Raw genomic sequence first — 22,882 nt, forward strand, 5'->3', positions numbered from 1 at the left:
TTTCGGGCTGCGAGAAGCGTGGCGTCACGCCGCCCACACCTTCGACCAGCACCGGGAGCGGTGACGGTGCGCCAGCGCCTGCACCGTTGCCGCCCAGCGCGCCATCATCGACGCCCTGAAGGCCGCCGCCCCCACCGAGACCGCTCCGAAGGGGCTGGTGTACGTGTCGGACACCATGCCCGGTTGGCGGCGGCAGGCGCGCGGCAGCGGTTTCGTCTACTTCGACGAGGCCGGCCGGCGCATCCGCGACGCAGCACGGCTGGCGCGCATCCGCGCGCTGGCCATCCCGCCGGCGTACCGCGACGTGTGGATCTGCCCGTGGCCCCAAGGGCACCTGCAGGCCACCGGCCGCGACGCCCGCGGGCGAAAGCAGTACCGCTACCACCCGGACTGGCTGGCCAGCCGCAACGGCGACAAGTTCGGCCGCATGGCGCTGTTCGGCCGCGCGCTGGCCCGCCTGCGACGCCAGGTAAGGGCCGACCTCGCCCTGCCCGGCCTGCCGCGCGAGAAGGTGGTGGCCACGCTCGTGCACCTGCTGGACACGACCTATGCACGCGTGGGCAGCGCCGAATACGCGCGGCACAACGGTTCGTTCGGCCTCACCACGCTGAAGGACCGGCATGCGCGCTGGAACGGCAGCACGGTACGCCTGTGCTTTCGAGGCAAGAGCGGCGTGCCGCACGAGCTCGAGATCACCGACAGCCGCATCGCACGCATCCTGCGGCGCTGCCACGACCTGCCCGGCCAGCAGCTGTTCCAGCATGTGGACGCGGCGACCGGCGAGCAACGCGCGGTCGGCTCCGCCGACGTGAACGACTACTTGCGCGCGCACATGCCCGGCGGCGGCGACTTCTCGGCCAAGGACTTTCGCACCTGGCATGCCAGCGTGCTCGCGTTCGCCCGGCTCGAGCGCTGTGAGCCGCCGGCCTCGGCCAACGCCGCCAGGCGCGTACTCAACGAGGTGCTGGCCGAAGTGGCCGGTGAACTCAAGCACACGGTGGCGGTGTGCCGGCGCTCGTACGTGCACCCGCAGGTGCTCGCGTGGTTCGAAAGCGGCCGGCTCGCCTCGCGCGCGGCGCTGCCGGCGGAGGCCGCCGCGCGCTCACTGCCGCGCGGACTTGGCGCTTGCGAGCGGCGCTTCCTCGCCTTGCTGGAAGAGCAACAGCGGGGGCGGCGGGCGCGACGCAGCGCCCCTCGTGCCTCGCCCTCAGGGCAGGGTGTCGTCGGGCCTGCCGCGCGCTGACGCATCCGGCTCCGGGTCACCCGACACATGCGGCTCGACCTGCTGAGCCGTCTTGTTGGCGGCCACCGGCACCGCGCCGCCTTCGCCTTCCCAGCGCTGCAGCGGTTCCGGCTTCGCCTTCGGTGTGTCGTTGCGCGCCGCTTCGGCACGCCGCCAGGCGTTCATGCCCACGCTGGTGAGCACCGCGGCGCCGGCGGCGAGGTAGAGGAGTTTCATGGTGGAGATCATGTGGGTCCCTGCGGAATGTTCAGTGTTCAGTCCCAGTACAGCGGGGCACGGTAGTAGGCGTGCACGCTGCGATGCCATTGCTCGTCGGCCTGACTCGGCCAATGGTCCTTGTCGAAGCCGGGGGCGTTGTCGAACAACTCGCGCGGGGCATCGAGCACGAAACACTTGCGGTCGGTGTCGAGCACCAGGGCATGCCAGGGGATGGCGAAGAGGCGCTCACCCATGCCCAGCACGCCGCCCGACGACATGACCGCGTAGGCGATCTTGCCGCGCGGTACGTCGAGCATGATCTCGTCGACCGTCCCCAGCGTTTCGTCTTCGCGGTTGATGACCTTGTCGCCGGTGAGCGTCGAGGCCGTCATCAATCGGGGGCCCGGCCCGCTGGCATTGGTGTCGATGCGTGCGCCGCCTGATATTGCTGCGTTCATGGCGGAGGAATCCTTTCAGAGTGCGATGGACAACCAGGCGGCTGCGCAACGGCTGCTGCGCAACTTCTGTGTCGAGGAGGCGGCAACGCACATGCCCAGCTGGACATGTCTTGGGCGGATGAGCTCTGTAGGAAATACCGATCCAGCGGCAGGGCTTACCTCCCGGCAGCCGTGTATGGCGAGCGCATCGAGGTGCTCCTGCGATGGTGTTGCGCAGCAACGCCAGTGCCTGCGCCGCATGCCGGGCGGCGCCTCGCGCGAGCGTGCGGCATGGGCACGCAATTTGCGCTTTCGATGCCGGGGCGGCTGGCTTGCGATTGCGGGCAGCACCGTCGCCCCTTCAGGAATCCCGAGCCTTATCCATCCTTTTCATTGGCGAGTTTTCGTGACTGCGATCCAAGGTCCTGTGCTGAGCCCTCCGCACACCAAGATCCTCGCGCTCGATACCGCGCCGGATGATCTCTTCGGCGGATTCGCGATCGGCGAGTTCGCCAACACCGTGCCGACGCTGCTGTTCGTGGCGTCTGCTGACGGGCGCGCCGCCTACGTCAACCGTCAATGGCTGGCCTACACCGGCGCGGCCGACGCCAAGAGCCTCGAGTCCGAGTGGGGCGTCCTCGTCCACCCTGACGACCATGCGGTGCTGGCCGGGCGCTGGCAGGCCACCCGTGGTGACGGTGGTTCCTTCGAAGCGCAGTTCAGGCTGCGCAATGCCCGCGGCGAGTTTCTCTGGCACCTGATCCGCATGAAGGCCGTGCTCGGCGCCGGGGGCGAGGTCAGCCTGTGGGCCGGCGTCGTCACCGAGATCGAGCAGCAGAAGCGCGCGGCACTCGCCCTCGACCGGCGCGAGCGCGAGTTCCGCACGCTCGTGGAGAACTCGCCCGACGGCGTGGCACGCCTGGACCGGCAGCTGCGCTTCGTCTACGCCAACGACGCGGTCGCGCGATGTTTCGACCGCCCCCGCCCGCAACTGGTGGGCCACACCTTCGAGGAAGCCGGGCTGCCCGCGGTGGCGGCCGCCGCGCTGCGGCCGGCCGCCTTGCTGGCGCTCGCGCAGAACGAAGCACAGCGCTGCGAGTTCACCGTCCACAACGTCGCGCCCAGCCGGCACTACGTCTGCCGCCTGATCCCCGAGGCGGACCGCGTCGACCATGTGGACAGCGTGCTGTGCATCTTCTACGACATCACACGCCAGCAGGCTGCGCTTGAAGCGCTGCGCGAGAGCGAACACCGCTTTGCGCAGTTCGCCAACAGCAGCGACGACGTGTTCTGGATCGCCGATGCGGACCGCGGCGAGCTGCTCTACGTGAGCCCGGCGTTCGAGTCGCTGTGGGGCGTGAGCGTGGAAGCGCTGAAGGCCGATCCGCTGAAGTGGAACCAGGGCGTGATCACGCCGGCACCGGTGCTGCTGCCGCAGCCGTTCTACCGCCCCACCGCGGGGGCCGGCGACAAGGAGCCGGTGCGCGAGTACCGGGTACGCCGCCCGGACGGCACGCCGGTGTGGGTGCGCGACCGCCGGTTCCACCTGCACACCGCGCCCGGCGGCGCGGTCACCTGCATCGGCGGCATCGTCGAGGACATCACCGAACGCAAGGTGTGGGACACCGGCTGCGAAGTGGTGCTGGCGCTGGAACGCGAAGCGCGCCGCGAAGCCGAGGCGCAGGCCTCTGCCAAGGACGAGTTCCTGGCCGTGGTGTCGCACGAGCTGCGCTCGCCGCTCAACGCCATCCGCGGCTGGGCGCATGTGCTGCGGCAGACCGGCGAGCTCACCCATTCGCAGCTGCGCATGCTCGACGCGATCGACCGCAACACCCAGGCGCAGGCGCAGCTGGTGGACGACATGCTCGACACCCAGCGGCTGCTGCGCGGCAAGATCAAGCTCGAGCTGAGGCCGGCGGCACTGGCACCGCTGATCGAGCAGGCGGTCGACGTGGTGAGGCCGGCGGCGGCGGCCAAGCAGATAGCACTGCGGGTGCAGCACAGCGTGCTGGCGGAGACGGTGCATGCCGACCCCGACCGATTGCGCCAGGCGCTGGTGAACCTCTTGTCGAATGCGGTGAAGTTCACGCCGGACCTGGGCAGGGTGGAAGTCAGCACCAGCCGGCGCGATGGCACCGTGCTGATCAGCGTGAACGACACCGGGATCGGCATCGAGCCCGCCCTGCTGCCACGCATCTTCGACCCGTTCCGGCAGGCGGCCGACGCCTCCACGCGGCGCCAGAGCGGGCTGGGGCTCGGGCTCGCGCTGGCACGTCAGCTGGTCGAGCTGCATGGCGGCAGCCTCAAGGCGCGCAGCCCCGGCGCGGGACAGGGCGCCACCTTCACCATCGAGCTGCCGGTGGGCCGCCACAACGGCACCGCGCCCGGCGAAGCACCGGGACGTCCGGACGACGAGCGGATCGCCGGCCAGCTGCTGGCGGGCTGCCGCATCGCGATCGTCGACGACGACGTCGAGGCGCGGCAGATCCTCGAGCTGCTGCTGGGCCGCCACCAGGCGCGCACGGTGGCGTTTTCGTCGGTCGCCGCGGTGTACGCCTACCTGGAGACGGTGTCGGCCGAGCACCAGCCGCAGGTGCTCATCTCCGACATTGCGATGCCCGACGAGGACGGCTACAGCCTGCTGCGTCGCGTGCGCGCGCTGGAGCAGCGCCAGGCCAGGCGCACGCCGATGATCTGCGTGGCCCTCACCGCCTTCGTGACGGACAAGGACCGCGACCGCGCGCTCACCGCCGGATTCGACGAACACATTGGCAAGCCGGTCGATCCCAAGCAGCTGGTGGTCGTGGTCAACAAGCTGTTGCAGACCAAGGCGTCCGATGTGCCACCCTGAACCTTCGCGGGTTGCATCGCGCCTGCTCGCAGGCCGCGCCCATAATGAATTGCAGGCGGCTCCCGCCGGCCTGCAGATCGAAAACACCTACATGCATTCGTAGAAGGGAGTCACCATGGGACACGCTCTCGTTGTTGAAGACCACGCAGACTCCGCCGAGATGATGGCCGCGCTGATTGCGGCTGAAGGTTTCACTGTCGCCACTGCAAAGAACCTGCGCGAGGCGCGCCGGCAGCTGGCGCTGCAGACGCCCGACATCGTGCTGCTCGACCTGATGCTGCCCGACGGCAGCGGCATGGAGCTTTTCGACCAGCCCAATGCGCTCGCCAACACCGAGGTGGTGCTGATCACCGGACATGCGAGCCTCGAGACTTCGATCCAGGCCCTGCGCCTGGGAGCGGCCGACTACCTCGTCAAGCCGTTCAACATCAAGCAGCTGCAAGGCATCCTGTCGCGGGTGATGCGGCCCTCGGCACTGCAGGCCGAGATTGCCGATCTGCGCGCCGAGTACGAGCGCACCGGCCGCTTCGGACTGCTGTGGGGCCGCTCGCCGGCCATGCAGCGGGTGTATGAACAGATCGCCCGCGTGGCCGGCACGGCAGTGACGGTGCTGGTGACCGGCGAGTCCGGTACCGGCAAGGAAGTCGTGGCGCGCATGGTCCACGACCTCTCCCGGCGCCGCAAGCAGCCCTTCCTCGCGGTGAACTGCGGCGCGATCTCGCCGCACCTGATGGAAAGCGAGATCTTCGGCCACGAGAAGGGCAGCTTCACCGGGGCCGACCGGCAGCACCTGGGCTTCTTCGAGCGGGCGCACGGCGGCACGCTGTTCCTGGACGAGATCACCGAGATGCCGGCCGAACTGCAGGTCAAGCTGCTGCGCGTGCTGGAAACCGGGACCTTCATGCGGGTGGGCTCCACCCAGTCGCAAGAGACCGACGTGCGGGTGATCGCCGCGACCAACCGGGTGCCTGAGCAGGCTGTGTCGCAGGGCAAGCTGCGCGAAGACCTGCTGTACCGGCTCAACGTGTTTCCGATCCACCTGCCGCCGCTGTCCGACCGGCGTGAGGACATCCCGTTGCTGGCGGAGCATTTCCTTCAGGACATCTGCAAGCGCGAAGGCCAGCACAAGCGGTTCAACCAGGCGGCGATCGAACGCATGCAGGGGTACCGGTGGCCGGGCAACGTGCGGGAGTTGCGCAACGTCGTGCAGCGCATCTACCTCATGGAAGAGGGCAATGAGATCGGCGACACCTGGCTGCAGTTCGACGCGCCGAAGGTCGTCACCGCGCAAGGCGAGTTCGTCACGGTGAAGGTGGGCACCCCACTCGCGCAGGCCGAGAGGACGCTCATCCTGGCGACACTGCAGCGCTTCGGCAACCACAAGGAAAAGACTGCGGCCGCGTTGGGCATCAGCCTGAAGACGCTCTACAACCGGCTCAAGGAATACGCGCACGAGTCCGGCGCCGCGCACGACCCACACGCGGCCGACGCGACGCAGGATTCGTCTCCGACCTGACCACGCGGCCCGCCTGAGCTGCTTTTCCCTCTTCCATCAGTGCAGGATACGTCTCACGCCGGCGGGCAGCCGGTGGCTGATGACGCGATGCGAAGGAGCGTCTTGCGTGGGCTCGGGAAGCACCGGCTCAGGCGGCAGGTCCACCGGCACCGGCTGGTCATGGCGCTCCCTGTTGTCGGGTGGCTTGGGAATCCGATGCTCCGGCGGTGGAGGCGTCGAATGCAGGTGTCGGGGCAGGGGCATGGCGGTCTCCTCACGGGCGATGCCTTGACCGGCAGTCTCCATGCCCGCCGGCGCCAGGACCGGCAAGGGTTGCACGCTGCCAGCAGTTCTTGCCGGCAGATTTCGGTCTGTTCCATGTGCTCACAGGAAGCAAAGGCGCCGCCTCACGGGCATGCCCCTTGCTCACTCAGCTTCGCGCAAAAAGGAGGCTGCAGATGATCCGACCGCAGATCGACGCGTTTGGGTGGGACCAGCGCAACATCAACCTCACGGGCGTGCTGGACGTGTCCTACTGGACCAAGGTCCTGGACGTCAGCGCAGACGAGTTGCATCGTGCCGTGCAGGAAGCCGGGACGCATGTGGATGCGGTGCGCCAGTTCCTGGCTGATCGCCAGTTGCCCCTGCCGTTGGACCTGCAGTCGTAAACCGCACGTACGAGGGCCGGAAATGAAAACGCCCACAGGCATGTGGGCGTTTTGAATTTGGTTGCGGGAGAAGGATTTGAACCTTCGACCTTTGGGTTATGAGCCCAACGAGCTACCAGACTGCTCCATCCCGCGTCAGAAGAGAGCTATTCTAGCACGGTTTGTTGTGCGTCCGCCAGTGGTGCAGAACAAATCACAAGGGCCCGCCACTCATCCGTGAGAAAGCAAAAAGGCCAGCACTGGGCTGGCCTTCTTCCGGGTGGCGCGGCGCGCCAGGCAGCAGTGCTTACTCAGCAGTGGCTTCGGTGCCTTCAGCTTCGGTGGGCTCGGGGCGGTCCACCAGCTCGACGAAAGCCATCGGCGCGTTGTCACCGACGCGGAAACCCATCTTCAGGATGCGGGTGTAGCCGCCCGGACGTGCCTTGTAGCGCGGACCCAGTTCGTCGAAAAGCTTCGTCACCACATCGCGGTCGCGCGTGCGGTTGAAAGCCAGACGGCGGTTGGCCAGCGTGGGCTCCTTGGCCAGCGTGATCAGCGGCTCGACGACGCGGCGCAGTTCCTTGGCCTTGGGCAGGGTGGTCTTGATGGCTTCGTGCGTGAGCAGCGAGTTGGTCATGTTGCGCAGCATCGCGAGGCGGTGCTCGGACGTGCGGTTCAGCTTGCGCAGACCTTGACGATGACGCATGGTGCTTTCCTTTCCTTATCAAAAACCGGCAGCCGTATCAGGTACTGCCGGGTGCACCGGGCGGCGCTGCGGCCGCCCACTCTTCTTCAGATCAGTTCAGATCGAATCAGCGCTTGTCGAGACCTTGCGGGGGCCAGTTCTCGAGGCGGGCGCCCAGCGTGAGACCACGCGAGGCCAGCACTTCCTTGATCTCGTTGAGCGACTTGCGACCCAGGTTCGGGGTCTTGAGCAGCTCGGTCTCGGTACGCTGGATCAGGTCACCGATGTAGTAGATGTTTTCGGCCTTCAGGCAGTTGGCCGAACGCACGGTGAGCTCGAGCTCGTCGACCGGGCGCAGCAGGATCGGGTCGAACTGCTGGCTGCGCTGGGCGGCCGGCTGGTCGAAGGCGGCGAGGTCGCTGCCCTCGAGCTGCGCGAACACGGCGAGTTGCTCCACCAGGATCTTGGCCGATGCACGGATCGCTTCTTCCGGCGTGATGGCGCCGTTGGTCTCGATCTCCATCACCAGCTTGTCGAGGTCGGTGCGCTGCTCCACACGGGCGCTTTCGACGGTGTAGCTCACCCGCTTGACCGGCGAGAACGAGGCGTCGAGAACGATGCGGCCGATGGCTTTGGTGGGCTCGTCGCCGTAGCGGCGCAGGTTGCCCGGCACATAGCCACGGCCCTTTTCGACCTTGATCTGCACGTCCAGCTTGCCGCCTTGCGACAGATGGGCGATCACGTGGTCGGGGTTGATGATCTCCACGTCATGCGGCGTCTGGATGTCGCCGGCCGTGACGGGGCCTTCACCTTCCTTGCGCAGCACCAGTGTGACTTCGTCGCGGTTGTGCAGCTTGAACACCACGCCCTTGAGGTTGAGCATGATGTGGACCACGTCTTCCTGCACGCCGTCGATGGTCGAGTACTCGTGCAGCACGCCGGCGATGGTCACCTCCGTCGGCGCGTAACCCACCATCGAAGAGAGCAGTACCCGGCGCAGCGCGTTGCCGAGCGTGTGGCCGTAGCCACGCTCGAAAGGCTCCAGCGTCACCTTGGCGCGATGCTCGCCCTTGGTGGCCGACAGCGGCTCCACATTGATGGCTTTGGGTTTCAGCAAATTGGTTTGCATTGAGCTTTGTTCCTGTCAATACCCTCGGCTCGTTACGCCGATAAGGCTGATGGACCAACCGGGCTGTTTGGCTTCGCCCCGGCCCGGCCAACGAGGCGATTGCGTGCACACACCGGCCGCCGCGGGCCGGCATGGCGGAATCAGGATCAGCGCGAGTACAACTCGACGATCAGCGATTCGTTGATGTCCGCGCCGAACTCGTCACGGTCCGGAGCCTTCTTGAACACGCCTTCGAACTTGGTGCTGTCCACCTGCACCCAGCCCGGCAGGCCGACGGACTCGGCCAGCTTCAGCGAGTCAGCGATGCGCAGCTGCTTCTTGGACTTGTCGCGCACGGCGATCACGTCGCCGGCCTTCACCAGGTAGGAGGCGATGTTCACCACTTCGCCGTTCACCGTGATGGCCTTGTGCGACACCAGCTGGCGCGCTTCGGCGCGGGTGGAACCGAAGCCCATGCGATAGACCACGTTATCCAGACGCGACTCGAGGATCAGCAGCAGGTTGGCGCCGGTGTTGCCCTTGCGGCGCTCGGCTTCGGCGAAGTAGCGGCGGAACTGGCGCTCAAGCACACCGTACATGCGCTTGACCTTCTGCTTCTCGCGCAGCTGCAGGCCGAAGTCGGACGTGCGCGAGCCGGAGGTGCGGCCGTGCTGGCCGGGCTTGGATTCGAACTTGGCCTTGTCGCTGATCGCGCGGCGGGCGCTCTTCAGGTAGAGGTCGGTGCCTTCACGGCGGGCCAGCTTGGCCTTGGGTCCCAGGTAACGTGCCACTTTGTGTGTCCTTGGTCAATCTGACGCACGAGCGCCGTAGCACTGTGCGCGAGTCTGGCGAGTGTTGTTGGAGGCGCTCAGACGGTGGGCTTATGAAAACCTCGACGCAGCGAGGACTTCAGTAAAACCGCCGGCGCGGCGCAAAGCGCCCGCCGGCGACGGGGAACCGGGGATTCTATCGCAAACGGCAAAGAGCCAGCCCGACGACTTCCCTCGGCGGGTAAATATCAGATGCGACGACGCTTCTGGGGACGGCAACCGTTGTGCGGCACCGGCGTGACGTCGGAGATCATCGTGATGCGGATGCCCAGCGCAGCCAGCGCCCGCACCGACGACTCACGACCCGGGCCGGGGCCCTTGATCTGCACTTCCAGGTTCTTGATGCCCTGCTCCTGCGCGGCGCGGCCAGCCACTTCAGCGGCCACCTGGGCAGCGAAGGGGGTGGACTTGCGCGAGCCCTTGAAGCCCTGGCCACCGCTGGAAGCCCAGGACAGCGCGTTGCCCTGGCGGTCGGTGATCGTGATGATGGTGTTGTTGAACGACGCGTGCACGTGCGCAATGCCGTCCGCAATGTTCTTGCGGACCTTCTTGCTGACGCGCCGGGCGGCGGTGTTCGCAGGTGCTTTAGCCATGCTGGTTCTCTTTCAATCTTCGAGCGTTGCGACGGTGAGCACCGCTGATTACTTCTTGAGCGCCGCGGCCGACTTGCGCGGACCCTTGCGGGTACGGGCATTCGTGCGGGTGCGCTGGCCGCGCATCGGCAGGCCACGGCGATGGCGGAAGCCGCGATAGCAGCCCAGGTCCATCAGACGCTTGATGTTGATCGACACCTCACGGCGCAGGTCACCTTCGATCGTGAGCTTGCCCACCTCTTCGCGGATCTTTTCGAGATCGCTGTCGGTGAGGTCCTTCACCTTCTTGTCGAAGGGGATCCCGCAGGCCGTGCAGATCTTCTGCGCGGTCGGCCGCCCGATACCGTAGATGTAGGTCAAGCCGATCTCGGTGTGCTTCTGGGGCGGAACGTTGATACCAGCAATACGTGCCATGTTTGTCCTCTAACTCTGTCGTCGCGCGTGGCGCAGGCTCAGCCCTGACGCTGCTTGTGGCGCGGATCAGTGCAGATCACTCGCACCACACCCTTGCGGCGGATGATCTTGCAATTGCGGCACATCTGCTTGACGGATGCGGCTACTTTCATGATCTTCTCCTAAACCTCTTACGCTCTTCCGGGTCTTGGCGACTCACCGCTCACTTCGCCCGGAAGACGATGCGAGCACGACTCAAATCGTAGGGCGTGAGCTCCACGGTCACCTTGTCGCCGGGCAGGATGCGGATGTAGTGCATGCGCATCTTGCCGGAGATGTGACCGAGCACCACGTGCCCGTTCTCCAGCTTCACACGGAAGGTGGCGTTGGGGAGGTTCTCAAGTATCTCCCCTTGCATCTGGATGACGTCATCTTTCGCCATAGGTCTGCGTCGTCACCGTCCCCGTTCAGCCGGCCTTGAAATTGGCCTTCTTCAGCAGCGACTCGTACTGCTGAGACATCACATACGACTGCACTTGGGCCCAGAAATCCATCGTCACCACGACGATGATCAACAGCGAGGTGCCGCCGAAATAGAACGGCACGTTGTACTTCAGGACCAGGAACTCCGGCAGCAGGCACACCAGCGTGATGTACACCGCGCCCCCGAGCGTCAGTCGCGACAGGATCTTGTCGATGTGGCGAGCGGTCTGATCACCCGGGCGGATCCCCGGAATGAAGGCACCGCTCTTCTTCAGGTTCTCCGCCGTCTCACGGCTGTTGAACACCAGCGCCGTGTAGAAGAAGCAGAAGAACACGATGGCTGCCGCATACAACATCACGTAGATCGGCTGGCCGGGAGACAGCAGGCCGGCCAGATCCTTCAGCCAGCGCAGGCTGTCGCCGGTGGCAAACCAGCCCACGACGGTGGCCGGCAGCAGGATGATCGACGACGCGAAGATCGGCGGGATCACGCCCGACATGTTGATCTTCAGCGGCAGGTGCGATGACTGCCCGCCATAGACGCGGTTGCCCACCTGCCGCTTGGCGTAGTTCACCAGGATCTTGCGCTGGCCCCGCTCGACGAACACCACCACGTAGGTCACTACCGCGACGAGCGCAACGATGAACATCGACACGATGATGCTCATGGCACCGGTGCGCACCAGCTCGAACAGACCGCCGATCGCGTTCGGCAGGCCCGCCGCAATGCCGGCGAAGATCAGGATCGAGATGCCGTTGCCCAGCCCGCGCTCGGTGATCTGCTCACCCAGCCACATGAGAAACATCGTGCCGGCCACCAGGCTCACCACCGCCGTCATGCGGAAACCGAAGCCCGGGCTGATGACCAGGCCCTGCGAACCTTCGAGCGCGAGTGCGATACCCAGCGACTGGAAAATCGCCAGCGCCAGCGTGCCGTAGCGCGTGTACTGCGTGATCTTGCGACGGCCCGCCTCGCCTTCCTTCTTCAGCGCTTCCAGCGTCGGCACCACGTAGGTCATCAACTGCATGATGATCGAGGCCGAGATGTAGGGCATGATGCCCAGCGCGAAGACGGTGAAGCGCGAGAGCGCGCCGCCCGAGAACATGTTGAACAGGCTCAGGATGCCGCCCGCCTGGCCCTTGAACAGCTGCTGCAGCTGGGCGGGGTCGATGCCCGGCACCGGAATGTGAGCACCGATGCGGTAGACCACGAGCGCCAGCACCAAGAAGACCAGCCGGCGACGGAGGTCGCCGAACTTGCCGCTCTTGGCCAGTTGATTCGCGTTGGTTGCCACGCAGGAGTCCTTGAAGCCTGTTCAGTGAGCGTCGATCAAGCCAGCGAACCGCCGGCTGCCTCGATGGCCGCCTTGGCGCCAGCCGTTGCGCCGATACCCTTCAGCGCCACCTTCTTCGTCAGCTCGCCCGACTTGATGACCTTGACCACCTTGGCGATCTCGGGCACCAGGCCGGCTTGCTTGAGGGTCAGCACATCGACTTCGGCCGCGCCCAGCTTGTCCAGCTCGGCCAGCGTGATCTCGGCGTTGAACTTCAGCAGGTGCGACTTGAAGCCGCGCTTCGGCAGACGGCGTTGCAGCGGCATCTGGCCGCCTTCGAAACCGACCTTGTGATAGCCGCCCGAACGCGACTTCTGGCCCTTGTGGCCGCGACCGGCCGTCTTGCCCAGGCCCGAACCGATGCCGCGACCCACGCGACGCTTGGCGTGCTTGGCACCGCTGGCAGGCTTGATGGTGTTGAGTTGCATAGGGTTCCCCGAGGCGCGGCGCTTACTGCACCTGCACCAGGTAGCTCACCTTGTTGATCATGCCGCGCACGGCGGGGGTGTCTTCAAGCACCGCCACGCTGTTGAGCTTGCGCAGACCCAGGCCACGCACGGTGGCACGGTGCGATTCGCGGGTCCCGATGGGGCTGCGAACCAGCTTCACTTTGAGCGTTTTCTTGTCGGACATGACGTCTCTCCAGGTCTGCCAGCTCAGTTGAAGAGCTCTTCGACCGTCTTGCCGCGCTTGGCCGCGATCTCGGCCGCGGTGGTCGAACGGCTCAGCGCGTCGAACGTGGCACGCACCATGTTGTACGGGTTGGTCGAACCGTGACTCTTCGCCACGATGTCGGTCACGCCCATCACTTCGAAGATGGCGCGCATCGGGCCGCCGGCGATGATGCCGTCACCGGGCTTGGCCGGTGCCATCAGCACACGGGCCGCACCATGCTCACCCACCACGTTGTGGTGGATGGTGCCGTTCTTCAGGCTCACCTTGATCATGTTGCGGCGTGCCTGCTCCATGGCCTTCTGCACGGCGACCGGCACTTCACGCGCCTTGCCCTTGCCCATGCCGACGCGGCCGTCGCCGTCGCCCACCACGGTGAGTGCGGCGAAGCCGAGGATGCGGCCTCCCTTCACCACCTTGGTGACGCGGTTCACCGCGATCATCTTCTCGCGCAGACCGTCGTCGCGACCTTCGTCAGCCACCTTGGGTTGAAACTTTGCCATTTCGAATTCCTTCTCGCGGCTGACGCTTAGAACTGGAGGCCGGCTTCACGCGCGGCTTCGGCCAAGGCCTTCACCCGGCCGTGGTAGGCGAAGCCCGCACGGTCGAATGCGACCTTGTCCACACCGGCGGCCTTGGCCTTCTCGGCAATGCGCTTGCCGATGAGGGTCGCGGCCGCAGCGTTGCCACCCTTGCCGGTAGCGCCCAGTTGCTCGCGAACTTCCTTCTCGACCGTCGAAGCGGTAGCCAGCACCTTCGTGCCGTCGTCGGAAATGACGCTGGCGTAGATGTGCAGGTTGGTACGGAACACCGTCAGACGGGCCACGCGTTGCAGGGCAATGCGCGCGCGGGTCTGGCGGGAACGACGCAGGCGCTGATCCTTCTTGTTCAACATGACTGCGCTCCTTACTTCTTCTTGGTCTCTTTGAGGGAGACCTTTTCATCGGCGTAGCGGATGCCCTTGCCCTTGTAGGGCTCGGGCGGACGGATCGCGCGCACTTCGGCAGCGACCTGGCCCACCACCTGGCGGTCCGCACCCTTGATCACGATTTCGGTCTGCGACGGCGTCTCGACCTTGATGCCTGCAGGCATGTCTTTCACCACCGGGTGCGAAAAACCGATCTGCAGGTTCAGCTTCTGGCCTTGCGCTTGCGCACGGAAACCCACGCCAACCAGCGTGAGCTTCTTCTCGAAGCCCTTGCTCACGCCGTTGACCATGTTGGCCACCAGCGCACGCATCGTGCCGGACATCGCATTCGCTTCAGACGACTCGTTGGCCGGCGTGAAGGTCAGCTTGCCAGACTCGTTCTTGACCGCGACCAGCTGGTGAGCGGGACGCGCCAGCGTACCCAGCGAACCCTTGACGCTGATCTGTTCGGCCGTGATCGCGACGTCCACGCCTTGCGGGACGGCGACCGGCATTTTTCCAACGCGGGACATGTTTCGGCCTCCCTTACGCGACGTAGCAGAGCACTTCGCCGCCGATACCGGCTGCGCGCGCCTTGCGGTCGGTCATCACGCCCTTGGGGGTCGTCACGATCGCCACGCCCAGGCCGTTCATGACCTGCGGAATGTCGTGACGGCCCTTGTAGATGCGCAGGCCAGGACGGCTCACACGCTCCAGGCGCTCGATCACCGGACGACCGGCGTAGTACTTCAGCGCGATCTCGAGCTCGGGCTTGCCACCCTCGCCCTTGACGGCGTAACCATCGATGTAGCCCTCGTCCTTCAGGACCTGGGCAATCGCGACCTTCAGCTTCGACGACGGCATCACAACGGCGGTCTTCTCGACCATCTGCGCGTTGCGGATGCGGGTCAGCATGTCGGCGATAGGATCACTCATGCTCATTGGATTTCTCCTGTTCGTGTCCTAGCTGGCTTACCAGCTCGCCTTGACGACACCGGGGATGTCGCCCTTGAAGGCCAGTTCACGGATCTTGTTGCGGGCCAGGCCGAACGTACGGAAGGTGCCACGCGGACGACCGGTCAGTTCGCAGCGGTTGCGCAGACGGGTCGGGTTTGCATTGCGCGGCAGCTTTTGCAGCTCGAGGCGAGCGGCATAACGCTCCTCCTCGGACTTCTTGGTGTCCGCGACAATGGCCTTGAGCTCGGCATACTTCTTGGCGTACTTGGCCACCAGTTCTTCGCGCTTCAGCTCACGTTGCTTGATCGAGAGTTTTGCCACGTGACACCTCAGTTCTTGAACGGGAATTTGAATGCAGCGAGCAACGCCTTGCACTCTTCGTCGGTCTTGGCGGTCGTCGTGATGCTGATGTTCAGGCCACGGATCGCGTCGATCTTGTCGTACTCGATCTCGGGGAAGATGATCTGCTCTTTGACGCCGATGTTGTAGTTGCCACGGCCGTCGAAGGCGCGACCCGAGATACCACGGAAGTCACGCACGCGCGGCAGCGAGATCGTCACGAAACGATCCAGGAATTCGTACATGCGCACGCCACGCAGCGTGACCATGCAGCCGATGGGCACGTTCTCGCGGATCTTGAAACCGGCGATGGCCTTGCGGGACTTGGTGACCACGGGCTTCTGGCCGGCGATCTTGGTCAGGTCGCCGACGGCGTGCTCCATGACCTTCTTGTCCGACACCGCCTCGCTCACGCCCATGTTCAGCGTGATCTTGGTCAGACGCGGCACTTCCATCACCGACTTGTAGCCGAACTTCTCGACCAGACCCGGCACCACTTTCTCGCGATAGAACTCTTGCAAACGAGCCATGATGTCCTCGTCTTAAGCCTTGATGGCTTCGCCGTTGGATTTGAAGACGCGGGTCTTCGTGCCATCGGCCGCCACCTTGATGCCCACGCGATCGGCCTTGGCCGTTGCGGGGTTGAAGATCGCCACGTTCGACTGATGGATGGGCATGGTCTTGTCGACGATGCCGCCAGTCGTGCCTTTGAGCGGGTTCGGCTTCACGTGCTTCTTGACGACATTGACGCCCTCGACCAGCAGGTGGTCGGCATCAATGCGCGCCGACACGGTGCCGCGCTTGCCCTTGTCGCGGCCGGTCAACACGATGACCTGGTCGCCCTTGCGAATCTTGTTCATGACCTGTCCTTTGCCGACGGACGCTTAGAGCACTTCAGGCGCCAGCGACACGATCTTCATGAAGCGCTCGGTCCGCAGTTCGCGGGTGACCGGGCCGAAGATGCGGGTGCCGATGGGCTCAAGCTTGTTGTTCAGCAGCACGGCGGCGTTGCCGTCGAACTTGATCAGGGAGCCGTCCTGGCGGCGCACGCCCTTGGCGGTGCGCACGACCACAGCGCTGTAGACCTCGCCCTTCTTGACGCGGCCACGCGGCGCAGCTTCCTTGATGCTGACCTTGATGATGTCGCCGATACCGGCGTAACGACGCTTCGAGCCACCCAGCACCTTGATGCACATGACGGTCTTGGCACCCGTGTTGTCAGCGACATCGAGTCGCGATTGCATTTGGATCATGTCTGTCCCCAACTTTTCCTGCGCGGGCAGCCACCGTGGCGCTCGTCGCAGTCAGTCTTGGGCCCGTGTCGGAGCGCCATGGGCGCCACCGCGTAAGGCGGATCCGAAACCCGTGGCCGCCGAACGGCACCCACGAAATCCGGCGAAGCTTTGAATTGTCTTCTGCTTTGCAGCAGCTGTCAAGCCACTGCAAAGCCAGAAATGCAGGATCAGCGAACTTCCTGCGCCTGCTTGAGCATCGTGGCGGCGTCGCTCACCTCGAACTTGCCGGGCGCCTCGATGTTGAGCGTCTTGACCACTCCGTTGTCCACCAGCATCGAGTAGCGCTGCGAGCGCACGCCCATGCCCTTGGAGGTCAGGTCCAGCGTCAGGCCGGCCGCCTTGGTGAAGTCGGCGCTGCCGTCGGCCATCATGCGCACCTTGCCGGCGGTCTTCTGGTCGCGGCCCCAGGCGCCCATCACGAAGGCGTCGTTGACCGACACGCACCAGATCTCGTCCACGCCCGCCTTCTTCAGCGCGTCGGCCTCCTGCACGAAGCCGGGCACGTGCTTGGCCGAGCAGGTTGGCGTGTAGGCCCCGGGCAGCGCAAAGATCGCGATCTTCTTGCCAGCCGTTTCCTTCTCGATGTCGAAGCTGTTCGGGCCGATCGAGCAGCCGTTTCCTTCGACCTCGATGAACTCCTGCAGGGTGCCGCTGGGCAGCTTGTCACCAACTTTCAACATCACGCTTCTCCTGAGAGTGGAAAGGAAAAAGACCGGGGCGCCAGTATTCCAGCGCACCGGTCTTCAGGCTCGGCAGGTCGCAATGACCCTCGAACCGCGTACCGCTTAGACGGCCCGGGCCTTCTCGACCAGACGGGTCACGACCCACGACTTGGTCTTGGAGATCGGCCGGCCTTCAGCGATCTCGACCAGGTCGCCCATCTTGTACTCGCCCTTTTCGTCATGAGCGTGGTACTTGCGCGAACGGGCCACGATCTTGCCGTACAGCTCGTGCTTGGCGCGACGCTCGACCAGGACGGTGACCGTCTTGGAGCGCTTGTCGCTGACCACGCGGCCGACCAGCGTGCGGGTGTTCTTCTCGGCTTGAGCTTGCGTGTTCACTTCGCAGCTCCTTTCTTCTTCTCGGCCAGGATGGTCTTCGCGCGGGCGATGTCGCGGCGCGTGTTCCCCAGCGTGGCGGTGTTGCCCAGTTGCTGAGTGGCTTTCTGCATGCGCAGGCCGAAATGGGCCTTCAGCAGCTCGCTCACTTCCTTCTCGAGCGCGGCCACATCCTTGCCACGGAGTTCAGAGGCTTTGGTCATGTCTTTCTCCTTGCCTCAAGCGCCGATCTGGCGCGCGACGAAAGTCGTGCGCAGCGGCAGCTTGGCGGCAGCCAGCGTGAACGCTTCGCGAGCGAGCGCTTCGGGCACGCCGTTGATTTCGTACAGCACCTTGCCCGGCTGGATCTCGGCGACGTAGTACTCGGGGTTGCCCTTGCCGTTGCCCATGCGGACCTCAGCAGGCTTCTGAGAGATCGGCTTGTCCGGGAAGATGCGGATCCAGATGCGGCCGCCGCGCTTCACGTGGCGCGAAATGGCGCGACGTGCAGCTTCGATCTGGCGGGCCGTGATGCGGCCGCGTTCGGTGGCCTTGAGGCCGAAATCACCGAACGACACGTTGGCACCGCGGGTGGCGATGCCGGTGTTGCGGCCCTTCTGTTCCTTGCGGAACTTGCGACGAGCGGGTTGCAACATTGCTTATTCTCCTTTGGCGGTGCCGCCGGCCGGCGTGGCCTTGCGGACGCGCTTGACGGCGGGCTTGCCGGCATCTGCGGCGGCGCCGGCAGCGGCCTCGGCAGGCTTGTCGCTGCCATCAGCCGGGGCGGCATCGGTACGCGGACCACGCGGGCCACCGCGCGGCGGGCGGCGATCGCCGCTCGGGCGGTCGCTGCGCGGGCCACGGCGATTGCGGCGGTCGTCTTCGCGCTCCTCGGTCTTGATCACCGGCGCTTCGCCGTTGGCGAGGCGGTCACCACGATAGACCCAGACCTTCACACCGATCACGCCGTAGGTCGTCTTGGCTTCGGAGAAGCCGTAGTCGATGTCGGCGCGCAGGGTGTGCAGAGGCACGCGACCTTCGCGATACCACTCGGTGCGTGCGATTTCGATGCCGTTCAGGCGGCCGGCGGACATGATCTTGATGCCCTGGGCGCCCAGGCGCATGGCGTTCTGCATGGCGCGCTTCATCGCGCGGCGGAACATGATGCGCTTTTCGAGCTGCTGGGTGATCGAGTCGGCGATCAGCTGAGCATCGATTTCAGGCTTGCGCACTTCTTCGATGTTCACCGCAACCGGCACACCGAGGCGGCGGGTCAGTTCGGCCTTCAGGTTCTCGATGTCCTCGCCCTTCTTGCCGATCACCACGCCCGGACGCGCCGAGAAGATGGTGATGCGGGCGTTCTTGGCGGGGCGCTCGATCAGGATGCGCGACACGGCGGCGTTCTTCAGGCGAGCCTTCAGGAACTCGCGAACCTGCAGGTCTTCGGCCAGCATGCCGGCGAAGTTGCGGCTCGACGCATACCAGCGCGACGACCAGTTGCGCGTCACGGGCAGGCGGAAGCCAACCGGATGAATCTTCTGTCCCATGGTCTTCCTTAGTTGCCGACGGTCACGAAGATGTGGCACGTGCCCTTGCTGATGCGGTTGCCGCGGCCCTTGGCGCGTGCGGCAAAACGCTTCAACGTGGCGCCCTGCTCCACATAGATCGACTTGACCTTGAGTTCGTCGATGTCGGCACCGTCGTTGTGCTCGGCATTGGCGATGGCAGATTCGAGCGCCTTCTTCACGATGAGGGCGGCCTTCTTCTGCGTGAAGGTCAGGATGTTCAGCGCTTGATCGACCTTCTTGCCGCGGATCAGATCCGCGACCAGGCGACCCTTGTCGGCCGACAGGCGCACACCGCGAACGATTGCTTTGGTTTCCATCGTCGCCGCTCCTTACTTCTTCGCCTTCTTGTCCGCGGGGTGACCCTTGAACGTGCGGGTCAGCGCGAACTCGCCCAGCTTGTGGCCGACCATCTGGTCGGTCACGTACACGGGGACGTGCTGCTTGCCGTTGTGCACGGCGATCGTCAGACCGATGAACTCGGGCAGGATCGTCGAGCGGCGCGACCACGTCTTGATCGGCTTCTTGTCCTTGATGGCGGCGGCCTTCTCGACCTTCGCGATCAGGTGGTGGTCCACGAAGGGACCCTTCTTCAGTGAACGAGACATGTTCGTTCCCTTTTATTTCTTGCGACGCGAGACGATCATCGTCTGCGTGCGCTTGTTGCTGCGGGTACGGTAGCCCTTGGTCATGGTGTTCCAGGGCGAAACCGGAACCTGGCCCTCGCCGGTGCGGCCTTCGCCACCACCGTGCGGGTGATCCACCGGGTTCATCGCCACACCGCGAACGGTCGGGCGGATACCCATCCAGCGCTTCGCACCGGCCTTGCCGTACTGGCGCAGGCTGTGCTCTTCGTTGGACACCTCGCCAATCGTGGCGCGGCATTCGATGTGGATCCTGCGGACCTCACCGGAGCGCAGGCGGACCTGAGCGTACGAGCCTTCGCGAGCCAGCAGCGTCACCGAGGTGCCTGCCGAGCGTGCGATCTGCGCGCCCTTGCCGGCCAGCATCTCGACGCAATGGATCGTCGAGCCCACGGGGATGTTGCGGATCGGCAGCGTGTTGCCGGCCTTGATGGGGGCCTCGGCACCGCTCAGCACGGTCGCGCCCACTTCCAGGCCACGCGGCGCAATGATGTAGCGACGCTCGCCGTCGGCATAGCACACCAGCGCGATATGGGCCGTGCGGTTCGGGTCGTACTCGATGCGCTCGACCTTCGCCGGAATGCCGTCCTTGTTGCGCTTGAAGTCGACCACGCGGTAGTGGTGCTTGTGACCACCGCCCTTGTGGCGCATCGTGATGTGACCGTTGTTGTTGCGGCCCGACTTCTGCTTCTGCGGCTCCAGCAGAGACGCCTCGGGGGCGCCCTTGTGCAGGTGCTTGTGCACCACCTTCACCACGGCACGACGGCCGGGCGAGGTCGGTTTGACTTTGACGACGGCCATTACGCAGCCTCCCCGGAGAAGTTGAGTTCCTGGCCTTCCTTCAGGGAGACATAGGCCTTCTTCACATGGTCGCGACGACCGATGGAGCGCCCGAAGCGCTTGACCTTGCCCTTCTGGTTGACCACCGAAACGCTCTCGACCTCGACCTTGAACATCAGTTCAACGGCGGCCTTGATCTCGGGCTTGGTGGCGTCGCGCAGGACCTTGAACAGCACCTGGTTGTGCTTCTCGGCGACCGACGTGGCCTTTTCGGACACGATCGGCGCGACCAGCACCTTGGCCAGGCGGCCCTCATCGAATTTTTGAGGCTGAGCGCTCATGCCAGCATCTCCTTGAGCTGCTCGATCGCGGCCTTGGTCACCAGCACCTTCTTGTAGAAGACCAGCGACAGGGGATCGGCATAACGCGGCTCGACCACCAGCACGTTCGCGAGGTTGCGCGACGCGAGGAACAGGTTTTCGTCGACCTGGTCGGCGATCACCAGCACGTGGTCGAGGTTCATGGCCTTCAGCTTGGCGGCCAGCTGCTTGGTCTTGGGCGAGTCGACCTTGATGGAGTCGATCACGGCCAGACGGCCTTCGCGGGCCAGCTGCGAGAAGATGGCGGCCATGCCGGCGCGGTACATCTTCTTGTTGACCTTGTGGCTGAAGTTTTCGTCCGGGCTGTTCGGGAAGATCCGACCGCCCCCACGCCACAGCGGCGAGGAGGTCATACCGGCGCGGGCGCGACCCGTGCCCTTCTGGCGCCACGGCTTCTTCGTCGAGTGCTTGACGGTGGCGCGGTCCTTCTGGGCGCGTGTGCCTTGGCGGGCGTTGGCCTGATAGGCCACCACCACCTGGTGCACCAGCGCTTCGTTGTAGTCGCGGCCGAACACGGTGTCAGGGGCGTCCACCTTGGAGGCGGCCTGACCCTGTTCGTTCAGGAGCTCGAGCTGCATCAGTTGGCTCCTTTCTTGGCCTTGACCTTGACGGCCGGACGCACGGTGACGAAGCCACCCTTGGCGCCAGGCACAGCACCCTTGACCAGCAGCAGCTGACGGGCTTCGTCAACGCGCACGATGTCGAGGTTTTGCGTCGTCACGGTCTCGTCGCCCATGTGGCCCGACATGCGCTTGCCGGGGAACACACGACCCGGGTCCTGCGCCATCGAGATCGAGCCAGGCACGTTGTGCGAGCGGCTGTTACCGTGCGATGCGCGCTGCGAACCGAAGTTGTGGCGCTTGATGGTGCCGGTGAAGCCTTTACCGATCGAGGTGCCCTGCACATCGACCACCTGGCCTGCGGCGAACATCGTCACCGGCAGGGTCGAACCAGCCTTGTATTCGGCGGCGATCTCTGCGGAGACGGGGAATTCTTTGAGAAGCTCACCAGCTTCGACACCCGCCTTGGCGAGGTGGCCGGCTTCCGGCTTGGTGATGCGCGAAGCCTTGCGCGCACCAAACGCCACTTGCAGGGCGCTGTAGCCGTCGGTCTCAACGGTTTTGACCTGGGTCACGCGGTTGTTGGACACGTCCAGCACGGTCACGGGCACGGCGTCGCCGTCGTCCGTGAAGATGCGCATCATGCCCACCTTGCGGCCCAGCAATCCGAGACGATTGCTAAGACTCATGGTTTTTCTCCAATGCCCAACATCGATTGGCTGGGCTGACTAAAAGCCGTGACCCTGGGGCCACGGCGCTTTGGTTTTCATCAAGGCGGCGCGAAGCCACCTTGTGAAGAGCCGGCGATTGTAGCAGACGCGGATTTGCCCGCAACCGCCTCGCCTTCAGAGCACTGCTTACTGCAGCTTGATCTCGACGTCCACGCCAGCCGGCAGGTCCAGCTTCATCAGCGCGTCGACGGTCTTGTCGGTCGGGTCGACGATGTCCATCAGGCGCTGGTGGGTGCGGATCTCGAACTGGTCGCGCGACGTCTTGTTCACGTGCGGCGAGCGCAGGATGTCGAAACGCTGCAGGCGCGTCGGCAGGGGCACGGGACCCTTGACGATGGCGCCGGTACGCTTGGCCGTGTCCACGATCTCGAGGGCCGACTGGTCGATCAGCTTGTAGTCGAACGCCTTGAGGCGGATGCGGATCTTTTGCTTTTGCATGGTGATTCCTAAAGAGCAGTGTTGCAGCCCCCAGGGCTGCAACGAAGACCGTGTGGCCGAAGGGCGCCTTGCCGCCGGGCCGTCCCAAGGCAAGGCTTACCCCTCGGGGGTGGGTGCCCAGCGCCGTTCAGGCGCGAGCACCCGGGGGCACCATGTCACTCGACGATCTTGGCGACGACGCCGGCGCCGACGGTGCGGCCGCCTTCGCGGATGGCGAAGCGCAGGCCTTCTTCCATGGCGATCGGGGCGATCAGCTTGACCGTGATGGTCACGTTGTCAC

General features: G+C 65.1%; 38 protein-coding genes and 1 tRNA gene. 4 read left to right on the forward strand and 35 right to left on the reverse strand.

Annotated features, from left to right (window positions below):
- Positions 1-175 precede the first annotated feature (175 nt).
- Positions 176-1,243 carry a DNA topoisomerase IB gene (locus E8D38_RS05270; protein WP_140626671.1) on the forward strand — a complete coding sequence of 356 codons (1,068 nt, stop codon included), beginning with the start codon at positions 176-178 and terminating at the stop codon, positions 1,241-1,243.
- Here the strand turns inward: E8D38_RS05270 and E8D38_RS05275 are convergent.
- Together E8D38_RS05275 and E8D38_RS05280 are read right to left on the reverse strand one after the other, a co-directional pair.
- A complete protein-coding gene (locus E8D38_RS05275; protein WP_140626672.1) occupies positions 1,208-1,459 on the reverse strand; it encodes a hypothetical protein in 252 nt (83 codons plus the stop codon). The genes E8D38_RS05270 and E8D38_RS05275 overlap by 36 nt on opposite strands.
- 38 nt (positions 1,460-1,497) lie before the next feature.
- A complete protein-coding gene (locus E8D38_RS05280) occupies positions 1,498-1,899 on the reverse strand; it encodes a PRC-barrel domain-containing protein (protein ID WP_140626673.1) in 402 nt (133 codons plus the stop codon).
- A 385-nt stretch (positions 1,900-2,284) separates the two neighbouring features.
- Between E8D38_RS05280 and E8D38_RS05285 the strand changes: the two genes are divergently transcribed.
- A complete protein-coding gene (locus tag E8D38_RS05285; protein WP_181178936.1) occupies positions 2,285-4,729 on the forward strand; it encodes an ATP-binding protein in 2,445 nt (814 codons plus the stop codon).
- 115 nt (positions 4,730-4,844) lie between these two features.
- On the forward strand, positions 4,845-6,245 hold the full coding sequence (locus E8D38_RS05290) for a sigma-54-dependent transcriptional regulator (protein WP_140626675.1): 1,401 nt from the start codon (positions 4,845-4,847) through the stop codon (positions 6,243-6,245).
- A 36-nt stretch (positions 6,246-6,281) separates the two neighbouring features.
- On the opposite strand, the gene E8D38_RS05295 is transcribed toward E8D38_RS05290, so the two are convergent.
- On the reverse strand, positions 6,282-6,488 hold the full coding sequence (locus E8D38_RS05295; RefSeq protein ID WP_140626676.1) for a hypothetical protein: 207 nt from the start codon (positions 6,486-6,488) through the stop codon (positions 6,282-6,284).
- A 194-nt stretch (positions 6,489-6,682) separates the two neighbouring features.
- Between E8D38_RS05295 and E8D38_RS05300 the strand changes: the two genes are divergently transcribed.
- Positions 6,683-6,892, forward strand: coding sequence for a DUF3606 domain-containing protein (locus tag E8D38_RS05300; protein WP_140626677.1), 210 nt, complete (start codon positions 6,683-6,685; stop codon positions 6,890-6,892).
- Positions 6,893-6,950: 58 nt separating this feature from the next.
- On the opposite strand, the gene E8D38_RS05305 is transcribed toward E8D38_RS05300, so the two are convergent.
- The 32 genes from E8D38_RS05305 to E8D38_RS05460 all read right to left on the reverse strand — a co-directional run.
- Positions 6,951-7,027: transfer RNA gene (locus tag E8D38_RS05305), tRNA-Met, on the reverse strand.
- A gap of 151 nt (positions 7,028-7,178) precedes the next feature.
- Positions 7,179-7,577, reverse strand: a complete 399-nt coding sequence (gene rplQ / locus E8D38_RS05310; RefSeq protein ID WP_140626678.1) for a 50S ribosomal protein L17 — start codon at positions 7,575-7,577, stop codon at positions 7,179-7,181.
- 106 nt (positions 7,578-7,683) lie between these two features.
- Complete coding sequence (locus tag E8D38_RS05315; RefSeq protein WP_140626679.1) at positions 7,684-8,685, reverse strand: DNA-directed RNA polymerase subunit alpha; 1,002 nt, start codon at positions 8,683-8,685, stop codon at positions 7,684-7,686.
- 146 nt (positions 8,686-8,831) lie between these two features.
- Positions 8,832-9,455 (reverse strand): 30S ribosomal protein S4, encoded by a 624-nt coding sequence (gene rpsD, locus E8D38_RS05320; protein WP_140626680.1) that lies wholly within the window; start codon positions 9,453-9,455, stop codon positions 8,832-8,834.
- 227 nt (positions 9,456-9,682) lie between these two features.
- Complete coding sequence (rpsK, locus tag E8D38_RS05325) at positions 9,683-10,087, reverse strand: 30S ribosomal protein S11 (RefSeq protein ID WP_140626681.1); 405 nt, start codon at positions 10,085-10,087, stop codon at positions 9,683-9,685.
- A 48-nt stretch (positions 10,088-10,135) separates the two neighbouring features.
- Positions 10,136-10,501, reverse strand: a complete 366-nt coding sequence (gene rpsM, locus E8D38_RS05330; RefSeq protein WP_140626682.1) for a 30S ribosomal protein S13 — start codon at positions 10,499-10,501, stop codon at positions 10,136-10,138.
- Positions 10,502-10,539: 38 nt separating this feature from the next.
- Complete coding sequence (gene rpmJ / locus E8D38_RS05335) at positions 10,540-10,653, reverse strand: 50S ribosomal protein L36 (RefSeq protein WP_140626683.1); 114 nt, start codon at positions 10,651-10,653, stop codon at positions 10,540-10,542.
- A 50-nt stretch (positions 10,654-10,703) separates the two neighbouring features.
- The gene (gene infA, locus E8D38_RS05340) at positions 10,704-10,922 is read right to left on the reverse strand and encodes a translation initiation factor IF-1 (protein WP_009855680.1); all 219 of its coding nucleotides are present in this window, start codon (positions 10,920-10,922) and stop codon (positions 10,704-10,706) included.
- 25 nt (positions 10,923-10,947) lie between these two features.
- Positions 10,948-12,258, reverse strand: coding sequence for a preprotein translocase subunit SecY (gene secY / locus E8D38_RS05345; protein ID WP_140626684.1), 1,311 nt, complete (start codon positions 12,256-12,258; stop codon positions 10,948-10,950).
- A 35-nt stretch (positions 12,259-12,293) separates the two neighbouring features.
- The gene (gene rplO, locus E8D38_RS05350; protein WP_140626685.1) at positions 12,294-12,725 is read right to left on the reverse strand and encodes a 50S ribosomal protein L15; all 432 of its coding nucleotides are present in this window, start codon (positions 12,723-12,725) and stop codon (positions 12,294-12,296) included.
- Positions 12,726-12,747: 22 nt separating this feature from the next.
- Positions 12,748-12,930 (reverse strand): 50S ribosomal protein L30, encoded by a 183-nt coding sequence (gene rpmD, locus E8D38_RS05355; protein WP_140626686.1) that lies wholly within the window; start codon positions 12,928-12,930, stop codon positions 12,748-12,750.
- Between the two features lie 23 nt (positions 12,931-12,953).
- On the reverse strand, positions 12,954-13,472 hold the full coding sequence (gene rpsE, locus E8D38_RS05360) for a 30S ribosomal protein S5 (protein WP_140626687.1): 519 nt from the start codon (positions 13,470-13,472) through the stop codon (positions 12,954-12,956).
- Positions 13,473-13,498: 26 nt separating this feature from the next.
- Positions 13,499-13,864, reverse strand: a complete 366-nt coding sequence (gene rplR, locus E8D38_RS05365) for a 50S ribosomal protein L18 (RefSeq protein WP_140626688.1) — start codon at positions 13,862-13,864, stop codon at positions 13,499-13,501.
- Between the two features lie 11 nt (positions 13,865-13,875).
- Positions 13,876-14,409, reverse strand: coding sequence for a 50S ribosomal protein L6 (gene rplF / locus E8D38_RS05370; RefSeq protein ID WP_140626689.1), 534 nt, complete (start codon positions 14,407-14,409; stop codon positions 13,876-13,878).
- Positions 14,410-14,422: 13 nt separating this feature from the next.
- Positions 14,423-14,818 carry a 30S ribosomal protein S8 gene (gene rpsH, locus E8D38_RS05375; protein WP_140626690.1) on the reverse strand — a complete coding sequence of 132 codons (396 nt, stop codon included), beginning with the start codon at positions 14,816-14,818 and terminating at the stop codon, positions 14,423-14,425.
- A 30-nt stretch (positions 14,819-14,848) separates the two neighbouring features.
- A complete protein-coding gene (gene rpsN / locus E8D38_RS05380; protein ID WP_140626691.1) occupies positions 14,849-15,154 on the reverse strand; it encodes a 30S ribosomal protein S14 in 306 nt (101 codons plus the stop codon).
- Between the two features lie 8 nt (positions 15,155-15,162).
- Positions 15,163-15,702: a 50S ribosomal protein L5 gene (gene rplE, locus E8D38_RS05385; RefSeq protein WP_140626692.1), complete on the reverse strand. Its 540-nt coding sequence runs from the start codon at positions 15,700-15,702 to the stop codon at positions 15,163-15,165.
- A gap of 12 nt (positions 15,703-15,714) precedes the next feature.
- Positions 15,715-16,032: a 50S ribosomal protein L24 gene (gene rplX / locus E8D38_RS05390; RefSeq protein ID WP_140626693.1), complete on the reverse strand. Its 318-nt coding sequence runs from the start codon at positions 16,030-16,032 to the stop codon at positions 15,715-15,717.
- Between the two features lie 24 nt (positions 16,033-16,056).
- Positions 16,057-16,425 carry a 50S ribosomal protein L14 gene (gene rplN, locus E8D38_RS05395; protein ID WP_140626694.1) on the reverse strand — a complete coding sequence of 123 codons (369 nt, stop codon included), beginning with the start codon at positions 16,423-16,425 and terminating at the stop codon, positions 16,057-16,059.
- 209 nt (positions 16,426-16,634) lie between these two features.
- Positions 16,635-17,147, reverse strand: a complete 513-nt coding sequence (locus tag E8D38_RS05400; RefSeq protein WP_140626695.1) for a peroxiredoxin — start codon at positions 17,145-17,147, stop codon at positions 16,635-16,637.
- A 105-nt stretch (positions 17,148-17,252) separates the two neighbouring features.
- The gene (gene rpsQ / locus E8D38_RS05405) at positions 17,253-17,528 is read right to left on the reverse strand and encodes a 30S ribosomal protein S17 (protein WP_140626696.1); all 276 of its coding nucleotides are present in this window, start codon (positions 17,526-17,528) and stop codon (positions 17,253-17,255) included.
- Positions 17,525-17,728, reverse strand: a complete 204-nt coding sequence (gene rpmC / locus E8D38_RS05410; RefSeq protein WP_140626697.1) for a 50S ribosomal protein L29 — start codon at positions 17,726-17,728, stop codon at positions 17,525-17,527. The genes rpsQ and rpmC overlap by 4 nt, the downstream gene beginning before the upstream one ends.
- A gap of 15 nt (positions 17,729-17,743) precedes the next feature.
- Positions 17,744-18,160: a 50S ribosomal protein L16 gene (gene rplP, locus E8D38_RS05415; protein WP_140626698.1), complete on the reverse strand. Its 417-nt coding sequence runs from the start codon at positions 18,158-18,160 to the stop codon at positions 17,744-17,746.
- Between the two features lie 3 nt (positions 18,161-18,163).
- Positions 18,164-19,051, reverse strand: a complete 888-nt coding sequence (gene rpsC, locus E8D38_RS05420; RefSeq protein WP_140626699.1) for a 30S ribosomal protein S3 — start codon at positions 19,049-19,051, stop codon at positions 18,164-18,166.
- Positions 19,052-19,059: 8 nt separating this feature from the next.
- A complete protein-coding gene (gene rplV / locus E8D38_RS05425) occupies positions 19,060-19,389 on the reverse strand; it encodes a 50S ribosomal protein L22 (RefSeq protein WP_140626700.1) in 330 nt (109 codons plus the stop codon).
- Positions 19,390-19,401: 12 nt separating this feature from the next.
- Positions 19,402-19,677, reverse strand: coding sequence for a 30S ribosomal protein S19 (gene rpsS / locus E8D38_RS05430; RefSeq protein WP_140626701.1), 276 nt, complete (start codon positions 19,675-19,677; stop codon positions 19,402-19,404).
- A gap of 12 nt (positions 19,678-19,689) precedes the next feature.
- Positions 19,690-20,514: a 50S ribosomal protein L2 gene (gene rplB / locus E8D38_RS05435; RefSeq protein WP_140626702.1), complete on the reverse strand. Its 825-nt coding sequence runs from the start codon at positions 20,512-20,514 to the stop codon at positions 19,690-19,692.
- Positions 20,514-20,834 (reverse strand): 50S ribosomal protein L23, encoded by a 321-nt coding sequence (gene rplW, locus E8D38_RS05440; protein ID WP_140626703.1) that lies wholly within the window; start codon positions 20,832-20,834, stop codon positions 20,514-20,516. The genes rplB and rplW overlap by 1 nt, the downstream gene beginning before the upstream one ends.
- A complete protein-coding gene (rplD, locus tag E8D38_RS05445) occupies positions 20,831-21,451 on the reverse strand; it encodes a 50S ribosomal protein L4 (RefSeq protein ID WP_140626704.1) in 621 nt (206 codons plus the stop codon). The genes rplW and rplD overlap by 4 nt, the downstream gene beginning before the upstream one ends.
- Entirely contained in the window at positions 21,451-22,122 is a 672-nt protein-coding gene (gene rplC, locus E8D38_RS05450; RefSeq protein ID WP_140626705.1) for a 50S ribosomal protein L3, read from the reverse strand. Before rplC ends, rplD begins: the two co-directional genes overlap by 1 nt.
- A gap of 168 nt (positions 22,123-22,290) precedes the next feature.
- The gene (gene rpsJ, locus E8D38_RS05455; protein ID WP_104357074.1) at positions 22,291-22,602 is read right to left on the reverse strand and encodes a 30S ribosomal protein S10; all 312 of its coding nucleotides are present in this window, start codon (positions 22,600-22,602) and stop codon (positions 22,291-22,293) included.
- A 155-nt stretch (positions 22,603-22,757) separates the two neighbouring features.
- Positions 22,758-22,882: EF-Tu C-terminal domain-related protein (locus E8D38_RS05460; protein ID WP_484208232.1), on the reverse strand; the 125-nt coding region annotated here is incomplete at its 5' end.

The sequence above is a fragment of the Methylibium rhizosphaerae genome, assembly GCF_006386545.1.
Lineage (GTDB): Bacteria > Pseudomonadota > Gammaproteobacteria > Burkholderiales > Burkholderiaceae_C > Pseudorivibacter > Pseudorivibacter rhizosphaerae.